The 13,277-nt window shown below is 69.4% G+C and carries 13 protein-coding genes; 7 read left to right on the forward strand and 6 right to left on the reverse strand.

Annotated features, from left to right (window positions below; all coding sequences use genetic code 11):
- Positions 1-2: 2 nt before the first annotated feature.
- The 4 genes from Q673_RS25090 to gloB all read right to left on the reverse strand — a co-directional run bounded on the left by Q673_RS25090 (position 3) and on the right by gloB (position 5,083).
- Positions 3-1,076, reverse strand: coding sequence for a microcin C ABC transporter permease YejB (locus Q673_RS25090; RefSeq protein ID WP_023005431.1), 1,074 nt, complete (start codon positions 1,074-1,076; stop codon positions 3-5).
- A 3-nt stretch (positions 1,077-1,079) separates the two neighbouring features.
- Entirely contained in the window at positions 1,080-2,942 is a 1,863-nt protein-coding gene (locus tag Q673_RS25095) for an extracellular solute-binding protein (protein ID WP_023005432.1), read from the reverse strand.
- Positions 2,943-3,053: 111 nt separating this feature from the next.
- Positions 3,054-4,241 (reverse strand): transglycosylase SLT domain-containing protein, encoded by a 1,188-nt coding sequence (locus Q673_RS25100; protein WP_023005433.1) that lies wholly within the window; start codon positions 4,239-4,241, stop codon positions 3,054-3,056.
- A gap of 74 nt (positions 4,242-4,315) precedes the next feature.
- Positions 4,316-5,083, reverse strand: a complete 768-nt coding sequence (gloB, locus tag Q673_RS25105; RefSeq protein WP_023005434.1) for a hydroxyacylglutathione hydrolase — start codon at positions 5,081-5,083, stop codon at positions 4,316-4,318.
- A 67-nt stretch (positions 5,084-5,150) separates the two neighbouring features.
- Here gloB and Q673_RS25110 point away from each other — a divergent pair, with 67 nt between their 5' ends.
- The 3 genes from Q673_RS25110 (at position 5,151) to nudC (ending at position 7,560) form a co-directional block, all read left to right on the forward strand.
- Positions 5,151-5,945 (forward strand): methyltransferase domain-containing protein, encoded by a 795-nt coding sequence (locus tag Q673_RS25110; RefSeq protein WP_023005435.1) that lies wholly within the window; start codon positions 5,151-5,153, stop codon positions 5,943-5,945.
- A gap of 104 nt (positions 5,946-6,049) precedes the next feature.
- Positions 6,050-6,790 (forward strand): DNA polymerase III subunit epsilon, encoded by a 741-nt coding sequence (gene dnaQ / locus Q673_RS25115; RefSeq protein WP_023005436.1) that lies wholly within the window; start codon positions 6,050-6,052, stop codon positions 6,788-6,790.
- The gene (nudC, locus tag Q673_RS25120; protein ID WP_023005437.1) at positions 6,790-7,560 is read left to right on the forward strand and encodes an NAD(+) diphosphatase; all 771 of its coding nucleotides are present in this window, start codon (positions 6,790-6,792) and stop codon (positions 7,558-7,560) included. Before dnaQ ends, nudC begins: the two co-directional genes overlap by 1 nt.
- A gap of 37 nt (positions 7,561-7,597) precedes the next feature.
- Here the strand turns inward: nudC and Q673_RS25125 are convergent, their stop codons facing one another.
- The gene (locus tag Q673_RS25125; protein ID WP_023005438.1) at positions 7,598-7,909 is read right to left on the reverse strand and encodes an SCP2 sterol-binding domain-containing protein; all 312 of its coding nucleotides are present in this window, start codon (positions 7,907-7,909) and stop codon (positions 7,598-7,600) included.
- Between the two features lie 120 nt (positions 7,910-8,029).
- Here Q673_RS25125 and sohB point away from each other — a divergent pair, with 120 nt between their 5' ends.
- Complete coding sequence (sohB, locus tag Q673_RS25130; RefSeq protein ID WP_023005439.1) at positions 8,030-9,100, forward strand: protease SohB; 1,071 nt, start codon at positions 8,030-8,032, stop codon at positions 9,098-9,100.
- 13 nt (positions 9,101-9,113) lie between these two features.
- Here sohB and Q673_RS25135 read toward each other — a convergent pair whose 3' ends face one another.
- A complete protein-coding gene (locus tag Q673_RS25135; RefSeq protein WP_023005440.1) occupies positions 9,114-9,437 on the reverse strand; it encodes an ArsR/SmtB family transcription factor in 324 nt (107 codons plus the stop codon).
- 263 nt (positions 9,438-9,700) lie between these two features.
- Here Q673_RS25135 and Q673_RS25140 point away from each other — a divergent pair, with 263 nt between their 5' ends.
- The 3 genes from Q673_RS25140 (at position 9,701) to Q673_RS25150 (ending at position 13,276) form a co-directional block, all read left to right on the forward strand.
- On the forward strand, positions 9,701-11,611 hold the full coding sequence (locus Q673_RS25140) for a propionyl-CoA synthetase (protein WP_023005441.1): 1,911 nt from the start codon (positions 9,701-9,703) through the stop codon (positions 11,609-11,611).
- 173 nt (positions 11,612-11,784) lie between these two features.
- Positions 11,785-12,468, forward strand: a complete 684-nt coding sequence (locus Q673_RS25145; protein ID WP_023005442.1) for a 7-cyano-7-deazaguanine/7-aminomethyl-7-deazaguanine transporter — start codon at positions 11,785-11,787, stop codon at positions 12,466-12,468.
- Between the two features lie 22 nt (positions 12,469-12,490).
- Entirely contained in the window at positions 12,491-13,276 is a 786-nt protein-coding gene (locus Q673_RS25150) for an alpha/beta fold hydrolase (protein WP_023005443.1), read from the forward strand.
- The last annotated feature ends 1 nt before the right edge of the window (position 13,277 follow it).

A 13,277-nucleotide genomic window follows, 5' to 3' on the forward strand; every position in this document is an offset into this window, starting at 1 on the left:
GCTCAGGACTCCCGTGTCTCGAAGTCGATGCGCGGGTCGACCCACACATAGGTCAGATCGGAGACCAGCTTGAGCAGCAGCCCGATCAGGGTATAGAGGAAGAGGGTGCCGAAGATCACCGGGTAGTCGCGCTGCATCACCGCCTCGAAGCCGAGCAGCCCGAGCCCCTCCAGGGAGAAGATCACCTCGATCAGCAGCGAGCCGGTGAAGAAGATCGACACCAGCGCCCCGGGCAGGCCGGCGATGATGATCAGCATGGCGTTGCGAAAGACGTGGCCGTAGAGCACGCGCCGGTCGCTGGCGCCCTTGGCACGAGCGGTGAGCACGTACTGCTTGTGGATCTCGTCGAGGAAGCTGTTCTTGGTCAGCATGGTCAGGGTGGCGAAGCTGCCGATGGTCATGGCGATCACCGGCAGGGTGATGTGCCAGGCGTAGTCCTTGACCTTGCCCCAGGTGGAGAGGTCATCGAAGTTGGGCGAGGTGAGCCCGCGCAAGGGGAAAAGGTCCCAGTAGCTGCCGCCGGCGAACAGCACCACCAGCAGGATGGCGAAGAGGAAGCCGGGGATGGCGTAGCCGACGATCACCAGCCCCGAGGTCCAGACATCGAAGCGCGAGCCGTGGGTCAGCGCCTTGTGAATCCCCAGCGGGATGGAGATCAGGTAGACCAGCAGGGTGGTCCAGAGCCCCAGCGATATCGATACCGGCAGGCGCTCGATCATCAGATCGATCACCGGCCGGTCGCGGAAGAAGCTCGTGCCGAAGTCGAAGGTGGCGTAGTCGGCCAGCATGCCCAGGAAGCGCTCGTGGGCCGGCTGGTCGAAACCGAACTGCGCCTCGAGCTGTTCGATGAAGCGCGGGTCGATGCCGCGGGCACCGCGCGAATCGTTCTGCACCACCACCTCGCCGCCGCCGGTATCCAGACGGGTGCTGGCCATGGCGTCGGCCCCCTGGAAGCGGGCCAACATCTGGTCGATGGGCCCCCCCGGGGCGGCCTGCACGATGATGAAGTTGAGCAGCATGATCCCTAGCAGGGTGGGGATCATCAGCAGCAAGCGACGCAGGACATAGCGACCCATGGCTTAGGGGCCTCCGTGCTGGCGACGTTCGATGAAGGCCGCCCGCTCGGGGTCGACCCACCAGGCGGCCATGTCCATGCCGTAGGCGGGGCCTGGCTCGGGCCAGCCGAACTTGTCCCATACCGCAATACGCGTCTCCCCGGAATGATAGTGGGGGATGACGATGTGCAGGTGCAGCAGGACGCGGTCCAGCGCCCGGGCCAGGGTGTTGAGCTCCTCGCGGCTGTCGGCCCGGATCAGTTGGGCCACCAGGTCGTCCACCGCCGGGTGGTCGAGCCCCATGAGGTTGCGGCTCTGGGGCACCTCAGCGAAGTCGCCGGTCCAGAACTCGCGCTGCTCGTTGCCGGGGTTGTTGGACTGGGGGAACTGGCCGATCACCATGTCGAAGTCGAAGTCGCGCAGGCGGTTGAGGTACTGGTTGATGTCGACGATGCGGATGCGCCCCTGGATGCCGAGGCGCGCCATGTTACGCAGCATCGGCTGGACCACCCGCTCCAGGCCGGTGTCGTAGAGCAGCACCTCGAGGGTCAGCGGCTCGCCCGTCTCGCCGTCCACCAGGCGTCCATCGTCGACCCGGTAACCCGCCTCGCGCAGCAGTGCGAGGGCCCGGCGCAGTCGCTCGCGCAGGGCGTCAGGCTGCTTCAGAGGGACCGGTTCGGTGAAGACCGCCTCGGGGAGCTGGTCTCGCCAGGGGGCCAGCACCTCGAGTTCGGCGTCGCTGGGTAGCCCCTCGGCGGCCATCTCGGAGTTCTGGAAGAAGCTCTCGGTGCGGCGGTAGGCGTCGTAGAAGATATTGGCGTTGAGCCAGGGGAAATCGAAGGTCAGCGCCAAGGCCTCGCGCACGCGCCGGTCCTGGAACTTGTCCTTGCGCAGGTTGAAGACGAAGGCCTGCATACGAGCCGGTTGGCCGTCCGGCACCGTGACCTTCCTCACCAGGCCCTCCTCGAAGGCAGGGAAGTCGTAACCGATCGCCCAGGTGGCGGCCCGCGCGTCGATGCGGAAGTCCAGCTGGCCCGCCTTGAAGGCCTCCCAGGCGATGTCGCGGTCCCGGTAGTAGTCATAGACCAGGCGGTCGATGTTGTGGCGACCGCGGTTCACCGGCAGGTCACGCCCCCAGTAGTCGGGGTCACGCTCATAGACGATGCGCCGCCCCGGGTCGACCTCGGCGATGCGGTAGGGACCGGAACCGGGGTGGGCCTCGAGGGTCGGCGAGGTGAAGTCGCGGTCTTCCCAGTAGTGCTTCGGCAGCACCGGCAACTGACCGACGATCAAGGGCAGCTCCCGGGAGTGGGTCGAGGCGAAGTCGAAGCGCACGGTATCGGCATCCAGTGCGGTCACCGCCTCCACGTCGGCGTAGTAGGCGCCATAGAAGGGGTTGCCCTGCTCGGTGAGCAACTCGAAGCTGAACACCACGTCCTCGGCCGTCACCGGTTCGCCATCCTGGAAGCGTGCCTGGGGGCGCAGGTCGAACTCCACCCATTCACGCCCGGGATCCAGGCGGATGCCCTCGGCGAGCAGGCCGTAGAGCGAGAAGGGCTCGTCGGGATTGCCGGCTAGCAGGGTGTCGTAGATCTGCGAGACATCGGCGGCGGGGGTGCCGCGGATGATGAAGGGGTTGGTGGAGTCGAAACTGCCGCCTACCGCGGCCTGAGTCAGGGTGCCGCCGGCAGGCGCCTCGGGGTTGACGTAGGGGAAGTGGGGGAACCCCTCCGGCAGCGCCGGCTCGCCGTAGAGCGCCAGGCCGTGCACCGTGGGCACCGCCTCCCTGGGAGGCGAGGCGTCCGGCAGCTGGGCGCCGGCAAGCGGCGTCATCAGGCTGAGCAAGAGGAGGGTGACGGCGGCGAGCCGGCGTGTCGGTCGTGGCATCCTTGACATCCCGTGTCGACATCGACGCCGGCCCTTGCCGGCGCCGCTCCTAAGGTGTCAGCGGTGAGCGAGAAAGACAAGACCCACCGCCGACCCACGCCAGGCCTCGCCTCACCGGGAGGCGAGGCTGCGGGTCGGCAGCGCCAGGCTCTGGCCGGGGCGGATCAGGCTGCCGGAGAGGCCGTTGGCCTGGCGGATCTCGTCGACGCTCACCCCCTGGCGGGCGGCGATGGCGGCCAGGGTATCGCCCCGGCGTACCACGTAGCGGTCGTCGCCGGTCCCGGCGGAGGCGGGCGCCTCCAGGCGGGCCATGAGCTCATCAGCGCGCTCGGTGGGCACCAGCAGCACGCGGCCGCGGCCCGGCGGTACCACGCCGCCGGTGGCGGCGGGGTTGAGCTCGGCCAGCGTCTGGTGGGGCACGCCCGCCAGGCGGGCCGCCTCGTCGAGGCGCAGCGGCTGGCGGACCGGGACCTTGGCGAAGGCCGGGGCGTCCTCGATCTCGGGCAGGGCGACCTGGTACTCGTCAGGGTTGGCGATGATGGCGGCGATCGCCTTGAGCTTGGGCACGTAGTCCATGGTCTCGTCGGGCAGCGAGAGGCTCCAGTAGTCGCCGCTCTTGCCCTCGGCCAGCGCCTGGCGGCGCGCCCGGTTCACGGTGCCCGCGCCGGCGTTGTAGGCCGCCAGGGAGAGCTGGATGTCGCCGTCGTACCACTGCTCCGCCTGTCCCTCGATGTAGTCCAGGGCGGCGTTGGTGGAGGCCACCACGTCCAGGCGACCGTCGTAGCCGCGTTGGCGAGAGAGGCCCAGGGCGTCACCGGTGCGCGGCATGAACTGCCACAGGCCGGCGGCGCCGCGGTGGGAGCGAGCACCCGGGTCGAAGGAGCTTTCGACGAAGGGGATCAGGGCGATCTCGCCCGGCAGACCGCGCTCCTCGACCTTTTCGATGATCCAGGCAAGCCAGGGACGGGCGCGCTCGGTGATCTCGGCGATGTTGTGGGGCGCCTGGCGGTAGTGGTCGATCCACGCCTGCACCCGGGGCCTGTCGATGCCGTCCTGCCACTCGAGGCGGCTTCTGAGCCGGCTCCAGGCGTCACGGGGCTCCAGCGCCAGGGCATCCCAGAAGTGGCGAGCCAGCCCGTAGGGGGAGGGCTGGGCCACCTGGCGGGCCTCGATGCCGGCGGTGGCGCGGCGCTCCAGGGTGGAGGCCTGGCTCTGCATGCCGGCGCTCATCAAGGCGCCAAGTAGCGCGGCGCTGCTGGCGAAGGCGAATAGCCTGCGGCGGGTGGTGTGGTAGGTCATCCGGTCGTGTTCCTCCATGGCGCGTGGTGGCCCTCCGGCGTGGCCGGACGGCCGGTGGCGTCCAGGGATCGAGTTCAGAAGGTGTCCTTCCAGGCGCGCAGGGTGGCGAAGGTCGCCTCGTCGCTGTCGACGTCGCCATGGGCCGAGGCGGCCTGGCGCACGCCGGCATCCGCCACGCGCAGGAAGGGGTTGATGCGTTTCTCGCGGGCCAGGGAGGTGGGCAGCGTGGGGCGCTCGAGCTCCCTGGCGCGCTGGCACTCCGCCATGGCCTGGGCCACGTCCGGGTTGTGGGGGTCGGCCGCCTGGGCGAAGCGCAGGTTGGCCAGGGTGTATTCATGGGCGGCGAACACCAGGGTGTCGTCCGGGAGGGCGGCGAGCTTGCCGAGCGAGGCATGCATCTGCGCCGGGGTGCCCTCGAACAGCCGGCCGCAGCCGGCGCTGAACAGGCTGTCGCCGCCGAACAGCAGCGGGGGGATGCCCGCGGTGAAGAAGGCGATATGGTCCAAGGTATGCCCCGGCACCGCGATCACCTCGAACAGCCGCCCCATGACGCGAACCTCGTCGCCCTCTGCCACCGGGGTGTCGATACCCTCGATGGCGTCGTTGTCGGGGCCGATCACCCGGGGCGAGTAGCGCTTGACCAGCTCGCCCAGGCCCCCGGTGTGATCCGGGTGGTGGTGGGTGATCAGCACGCTCGCAAGCGTGAGTCCTTCGCGCTCCAGCAACTCGATGACCGGGGTGGCGTCGCCGGGATCGACCACGCAGACCTCGGGGCTCGTGTCCTGGCGCAGAAGCCAGATATAGTTGTCGCTAAACGCGGGAATCGGTGTCACGCTCAACATGGGCGGCTGTCCTGAGTGGGCATGAACGGTTCGCAAAATCCGCCCAATATGAAGAGACGGGAGAGGCATGTCAACCGAGACCAGCGCCCAGCGCCTGGCCGCCCTGGTTCGCGAGGGGCGTCGCTTCTGGTCCACGCCGGAGGGACAGGCCTTGCGCCATGCCGAGCGGGCTTGCCTGGGGCCCGCCTGTGAGCGGCTGTTCGGCGCCCACAGCCTGGAGCTCGGCTACGCTGGCCTGCTGGAGGACATGTGCCCGGTGCGTCATCACCTGGCATGGGCGCCGACCCGCGAGCTGGCCACGGGCCCCTCGACCCTGGTCTGCGTCCCCGAGGCGTTGCCGCTCCCCGATGGCTGCCTCAGCCTGGTGGTGGTGCATCACCTGCTGGAGGTGGCGCCCGACCCCCATCACCTGCTCCAGGAGGCGGCACGGGTTACCGCCGACACCGGCAAGCTGATCCTGTTCGGCTGGATGCCGTTCTCCGCGGGCGGCCTCGCGCGGCTCTCGCCGGCGCGGCGACGGCGACTGCCGTGGGCCGGCCAGTGGCGCTCGCCGCGTCGCCTGCGCGACTGGCTGGCGTTTGTCGACTTCGAGATCGAGCGGGTAGACTACTGCGGCTTTCACCTGCCCGGCCGGCCGCCCGGCAATGCGCTGCTGGAGACCCTGGGACGTCGCCACAACCTGGCGCTGGGTGACAGCTACATGATCCAGGCCTGCCGGCGCCCACAGCTGGCCCAGCGCCAGGGCAGCCGGCTGCGCTTCGCTGCCCCGCTGGGCGGGCCGTCGCTGGGCGCCACGCGCCTGGAGCCCGGTCGGGCCGTTCGTCGTGAGAGCCCGTCGGCGGAGAAGGAAGCGAGAGGTTGAGTCACGCCGACCCCGGCGAGCGCGCGTCGATCCTTCGCCTGGCTTCGGCGGCCACGACCCACCAGCACGGCACCGCGCCGGAACACACTGTATAAGGAGGGCGCATGCGCCAGATCGTTCTCGACACCGAGACTACCGGCATCGACCCCCGCGAGGGCCATCGCCTGATCGAGATCGGCGCGGTGGAGATGGTCAATCGGCGCCTGACCGGGCGCAGCTATCACCAGTACATCAATCCCGAGCGCCCCATCGAGGAGGAGGCGATCTCGGTCCACGGCATCACCAACGAGCGCGTCGCCGACGAGCCGGTGTTCGCCGAGGTGGCCGACGCCTTCTGGGCCTTCATCGAGGGGGCGGAGCTGGTGATCCACAACGCCCCCTTCGACGTCGGCTTCATCGACCACGAGCTGACCAGGCTCAACCGCGTCCGCGGCGAGCCCACGTTGGGGCCGGTGGCCGAGCACTGCCGCATCCTGGATACCCTGCAGCTGGCCCGGGATAAGCATCCCGGCCAGCGCAACAGCCTTGACGCCCTGTGCAAGCGCTACGAGATCGACAATGGCCACCGCGTGCTGCACGGCGCGCTGCTCGACGCCGAGATCCTCGCCGACGTCTACCTGGCGATGACCGGTGGCCAGACCGCGCTGCTGCTCGATCCCGGCGCCGCCAGCGAGGGCGGCGGGGCGCGTGGCATCCAGCGCCGCCCGGTGGCGCTTGAGCCCGGCCGGCTGGCCGTCACCGCCCCGAGCGAGGCGGAGCTCGATGCCCATCGCCAGAAGCTGGCGCGGATCCGCGAGTCGGCGGGGGAGTGCCTGTGGGATGGCGTCGAGGGGATTCCCCACTGATGCTGCGACGTGACCTGCCGCTGGAGCACCCGACGGGGCGCGTGATTCGCCTGGCCGAGGGGCGCATCGTCCCGGCGCCGGATGGCGGGGTGTTGCAGCCGGCGATGCCCTGGACGGCGGCGATGCAGCCGCTGGCCTACTGGCACGAGGAGCCGGTGGCGCTCAGCCTGGAGGAGCGCGCCGGCGATGACTGGCCGGCCGGAAGCGATTGGCTCGCCCGCCTGCCCGAGTCACACTTCCCGCTGGTCTCGACGGCGCTCCAGGTCGGTGCCTGGCTGCGCGACCACCGCTTCTGCGGGCGCTGTGGTGCCCCGGCGGAGCGTCTCGACGCCGAGTTCGCCATGCATTGCCATGCCTGCGGGCATCGCAACTACCCGCGCATCTCGCCGTGCATCATCACCCTGGTGACCCACGGCGATGCCCTGCTGCTGGCGCGCAGCCCGCGCTTCCCGCCGGGGCGCTACTCGACCCTGGCCGGCTTCATCGAGCCGGGGGAGAGCGCCGAAGAGGCGGTGCGTCGGGAGATCTTCGAGGAGGTCGGTCTCGCCGTGGGGCGTATCCGCTACTTCCGCAGCCAGCCCTGGCCCTTCCCCCACTCGCTGATGCTGGGTTTCTTCGCCGAGGCGGCCAGCCGCCGGATCCGCATCGATGGCGAGGAGATCGTCGATGCCGCCTGGTTCTCCCCGCACCGGCTGCCGGCGCTGCCGCCGCTCTACTCCATCTCGCGGGCGCTGATCGAGACCCACCTGGCCGAGGTGGCGGCACGCTAGCCGGCGGGCGGGGCAAGGTGCCCCGCCTGCCGCGGCCTCAGCCTTCCGGGAAGAGGCGGGTCAGCTGGGTAGCCAGCATGACGTTGCCGGTGGCCTTGAGCTTGCCGGTCATGAAGGCGGTCATGCCGTTGACCTCGCCGCTCATCAGCCCCTTGAGGGTATCGGTGCTCATACTCAGGCTGACGGAGGGATCCTCGTGCTCCCCCTCCTCGACGGCGAGCTCGCCGTCCCGGATCACTAGGTAGTGGCTGGCGGCGTCATCGAAGTGGAACTGGAAGACCTCGTCCATGCCGCTGGCGGCCTGGGGGTCGAAGCGGGCGACCAGGGTGTCGAGGGTGGACTGGCTCATGGTGCGGGGCTCCTGATGGGACGGGTGAGAGCGCGAGGGTATTTCAAACAACTGTTTCAATCAAGCGGGCCGGCGCCACGCCCAGCGGTGGCCGGCCGACGAGACCTGTGAGGAGGCAAGATGGGTGAGTGGCTTTCGGATTTCGGCATGTTCCTGGCGCAGCTGCTGAGCCTGGCGGTGATCGTCGGGCTCGCTGTCGTGGTGGCGGCCCGGCTGCGCGGCGAGGGCGGTGACGAGGCGCGACTCAAGGTCGAGGAGCTCAACCGCCGGCGGGGCGCCCGCACCCGCCGCCTGCGCTTGGCGGCCAGCGAACCCGGTGCACGCAAGCGGCTTGCCAAGGCGTTTCGTCGCGAGGACAAGCGCCAGACCAAGGCCGGCAAGGGCCGGTCGGGAAAGGCAGGGGGCGACGGCGATGAGGGCGAGGCGCGTCCCGCCACCCTGTGGCTGCTGGACTTCCATGGTGACATCAGGGCCAGCGGCACCGGGCGCTTCGCCGAGGAGGTCTCGGCGGTGATCTCCGCCGCCGAGCCCGGCGATGAGGTGGTGGTGCGCCTGGAGTCCGCCGGCGGCCTAGTGCATGCCTACGGCCTCGCCGCCGCCGAGCTGGATCGCCTGCGCGAGGCGGGGCTCACCACCACCGTCTGCGTCGACAAGGTGGCCGCCAGCGGCGGCTACCTGATGGCCTGCGGCGCGGACAGCGTGCGCGCCGCGCCGCTCGCCGTGCTGGGTTCCATCGGTGTGGTCGCCCAGGTGCCCAATGTCCATCGCCTGCTCAAGCGCCACGACATCGATGTGGACGTGCTCACTGCCGGCCGCTACAAGCGCACCCTGACGGTGCTGGGCGAGAACACCGAGGAGGGGCGCGAGAAGTTCGTCGAGGACCTCGAGCGCACCCACGAGCTCTTCAAGCGCCACGTCGCCGAGCGTCGCCCGGGGCTGGACATGGAGGCGGTCGCCACCGGCGAGATCTGGTATGGCAGCGAGGCGCTGGAGAAGGGGCTGATCGATGCCCTGGGCACCAGCGAGGCCTACCTGGTGGAACGCATGGCGTCGACGCGGGTGATACGGGTGCGGCTAGAGCCGCCGCGGCGACTGGGGGAGCGCCTCAGTCTGGCGGTCGCGGCCGGGGTGGAGCGCGCCCTGTTGCGTGGTGCCGAGGCGTTGGATGCCAGCCGCTGGCTGAAGCGCTAGGAGGGCAGGGCGGTCAGCCCTGGGCCAGGCCGAGCTCCACCAGGGTGGCGATGATGCGGCGGGCACTCTCGCCCTGCAACGAGTAGTAGATGGTCTGGGAGGCGCGGCGGGTAGTGACCAGCTCCTCCCGGCGCAGGATGGCCAGGTGCTGGGAAAGGGCTGACTGGCTCAGCGCCAGGTGGCCATTGAGCTCGGTGACGGACATCTCGCCGTCGTCGAGCAGGCACAGGATTCGCAGCCGGTTGTCGTTGGCCATGGCCTTGAGCAGGGCGGTGGCGCGGTCGATGGCGCCGCCCCCCTCGATGAGTCGTGCTGCCTCGCTGCTCGGCGTGTGCATGGGCCCTCCCCGCGCTGACGGTGGTGTCGGGCGGACGCGTTCGCCTGCCCGTATATTGTGGTTTCCTCAAGCATAGCCCAGGCCCGCGTTGCCGTGTGCGTTGATTTGGCGTCTTTCGGCGTGCTTCCTCGTCCTGGTTGTTGACAATAACGCTACAAGCCTTGCGCCTTTCGTCGCAAATTAGCCTATCGTATGAGGGTAACTCGGCAGCGGTGCTTTACAGTGTCAACAATCACTCGTCACCGGACCGCGACAGGAACCCCATGAGCCGCTATACCGACGAATTCCGCCGTTCCATCGACCATCCCGAGGCGTTCTGGGCCGAGCAGGCCCGGCGCATCCCCTGGTTCAAGGCGCCCGAGCGCATCCTCGAGTACGACGAGGCCAACCATGCCCGCTGGTTCGCCGACGGCGAGCTCAACATCGCCCACGCCGCCCTCGACCACCATGTCGAGCAGGGACGCGGCGACCAGCCGGCTCTCTACTGGGACTCCCCGGTCACCGACAGCAAGCGCACCCTGACCTTCCGCGAGATGCGCGACCAGGTGGCGAGTTTCGCCGGCGCGCTGCGCGACCTCGGTGTGGAGAAGGGCGACCGGGTGGTGATCTACATGCCCATGGTGCCCGAGGCGCTGGTGGCCATGTACGCCTGTGCCCGCCTGGGGGCCGTGCACTCCGTGGTGTTCGGCGGCTTCGCCCCCCATGAGCTGGCGGTGCGTATCGAGGACGCCACGCCCAAGGTGGTGGTCGCCGCCTCCTGCGGCGTCGAGGTCAACAAGGTGCTGCCCTACAAGCCGATCGTCGATGCCGCCATCGAGCAGAGTGCCCATAAGCCGGATGCCTGCGTGGTGTTCCAGCGCGAGCAGCATGTCGCCGAGCTGGGTGCGCGGGACCACGACTGGGCCACCCTCGTCGCCAAGGCCGAGCCTGCCGACTGTGTGCCGGTCAAGGGGACCGATCCCCTCTATGTGCTCTACACCTCCGGTACCACCGGCAAGCCCAAGGGCGTGGTGCGCGACACCGGCGGCTATGCGGTGGCGCTGGCCTACTCCATGGACGTGATCTACGACGTCGACCCCGGCGAGGTGTTCTTCTCCGCCTCCGACGTTGGTTGGGTGGTGGGCCACTCCTACATCGTCTATGCGCCGTTGCTGCGCGGGGCCACCTCGGTGGTCTACGAGGGCAAGCCGGTCAAGACCCCGGATGCCGGCGCCTTCTGGCGCCTGATCGAGGAGTATCGGGTCAAGAGCTTCTTCACCGCCCCCACCGCCTTCCGCGCGATCAAGAAGGAGGATCCGGACGGCAAGCACCTGGCGAACTACGACATCTCCAGCCTCAAGGCGCTGTTCCTGGCCGGCGAGCGGCTGGACCCGCCGACCTTCCACTGGCTGGATGACCTGCTCGAGGTGCCGGTGATCGACCACTGGTGGCAGACCGAGACCGGCTGGCCGATCGCCGCCAACCTGCACGGCCTGGAGCCGATGCCCACCAAGGCGGGCAGCGCCACCGTGCCGGTGCCTGGCTTCGACGTGCAGATCCTTGACCGCGAGGGTGAACCGATGGGCCCCATGGAGCAGGGCAGCGTGGTGATCAAGCAGCCCATGCCGCCCGGCTGCCTGGTGGGCGTGTGGGGCGATCCTCAGCGCTTCCATGCGGCCTACATGGCGGCCTTCCCGGGCTACTACCTGACCGGTGACGGCGGCTATATCGACGAGGATGGCTACCTGTTCATCATGGGTCGCACCGATGATGTCATCAACGTGGCCGGCCACCGTCTCTCCACCGGCGAGATGGAGGAGGTCGTGGGGGCCCACCCGGCGGTGGCCGAGTGCGCGGTGATCGGCATCCACGACGCCCTCAAGGGACAGCTGCCGGTCGGCCTGGTGATCCCCAAGGATGGCTTCGACGGCCGCGAGGTGGAGCTCGAGGAGGAGCTGATCGCGCTGGTGCGGGACAAGATCGGCCCCATCGCCTGCTTCAAGCAGGTGCTGGTGGTGGACCGCCTGCCCAAGACCCGTTCCGGCAAGATCCTGCGCAAGCTGCTGCGCAACATCGCCGACGGCAAGGAGTTCGGGATCCCCTCTACCATCGATGACCCGGCGAGCCTGGAGGAGGTCCACGACGCCATGAAGGCACGCGAGGTGGGGGCCGCCCACGAGGCCCGCCAGGTCTGAGCCTGCCTGCCGTCTGCCTCACGCCGCGCCGCCCTTGGGGGCGGCGCGGCGCGTTTGCGGGGCAGGGCGCATGGCCAGTCGGCGGTCGAGCCCGTATAATGCGCCGCGCCGGCGACCGCCGGCCCCGACGTTCAAGAGGGTTCCCTCACCCCTCCCGCAAAAAAGGATCCGAGATGTTCGTGCTCTCCCCGCTACAGTATCGCCGCTGCCTGGCGCTGCTCATCACCTTCCATATCGCCATCATCGCCGCCAGCAACTATCTGGTGCAGCTACCCTTTACCCTGTTCGGCTTCCATACCACCTGGGGTGCCTTCAGCTTCCCGTTCATCTTCCTGGCCACCGACCTGACCGTGCGCCTGTTCGGCAAGGAGCCGGCGCGGGCCATCATCATGCGGGTGATGCTGCCGGCGCTGGTGATCTCCTACGCCGTCTCGGTGATCTTTCCCCGTGGCAGCTTCGCCGGGCTGGAGGCGCTGGGGGAGTGGAACCTGTTCGTCGCCCGCATCGCCGTGGCCAGCTTCATGGCCTACGTGCTGGGGCAGCTGCTCGACGTCCACGTCTTCGATCGCCTGCGCCGCCTGCGCGCCTGGTGGGTAGCGCCGGCGCTCTCCACGGTGGTCGGCAACCTGGCCGACACCTTCGCCTTCTTCTCCATCGCCTTCCATCGCAGCCCCGACCCGTTCATGGCGGCCAACTGGCTGGAGATCGCCGCGGTGGACTACGTCTGCAAGCTGGTCATCAGCCTGCTCTTCTTCCTGCCTCTCTACGGCGTGCTGCTGGCCTGGCTGAGCCGTCGGCTGGTGGCCGTCACCGGCCGCGAGGACGTGGCGCCCGAGGTGGCCCGCGCCCGCTCCTGATCCCCTGAACGAGGTGTTGCCCATGTCGATCGAGCTCAACCATCTGGATACCGGCGGCGAGGGCGTGCCGCTGGTGGTGATCCACGGCCTGTTCGGCAGCGCCGACAACTGGCGCTCTCACCTCAAGGCGTGGGAGGGGCGGCGGCGAGTGATTGCGGTCGACCTGCGCAACCACGGCCGCTCGCCCCATGCCGAGGGGATGGGCTACACGGCGATGGCCGAGGACGTGGCGGCGCTGCTGGATCGGCTCGAGATCGCGCGCTGCCACCTGCTGGGCCACTCCATGGGCGGCAAGGTCGCCATTAGCCTGGCGCGCCTGGCGCCCGAGCGCATCGCCTCGCTGATCGTCGCCGATATCGCCCCGGTGGCCTACGGCCACGACCACGACAGCGTCTTCGCCGCTCTGCGTCGCGTGGAGGCCGGAGCGCCGACCAATCGTCGCGAGGCCGATGCGCTGCTCGCCGAGCACGTCGCCGAGAAGCCGGTGCGCCTCTTCCTGGCCACCAATCTGATGAGGGGCGAGGGCAACGCGCTCGCGCTGCGCCTGGGTCTCGACGAGATCCAGGCCGACTACGAGTCGATCATGGGCGAACCGGCGGGCCACGAGCCCTTCGCGGGCCCCACCCTGGTGCTGCGCGGTAGCGCCTCCCACTACGTGGACGATGAGCACCTGCCGGCCCTGCGCCGGGTGCTGCCCGAGGCCGAGATCGTCACCCTGGAGGCGGGCCACTGGCTGCACGCCGAGCAGCCCGAGGCCTTCCGTGAGGCGATCGACGCCTTCCTGGCGCGGCACGACGCCAGCGCCTGAG

The organism is Halomonas sp. PBN3 (genome assembly GCF_000475415.1).
Classification (GTDB): domain Bacteria; phylum Pseudomonadota; class Gammaproteobacteria; order Pseudomonadales; family Halomonadaceae; genus Halomonas; species Halomonas shengliensis.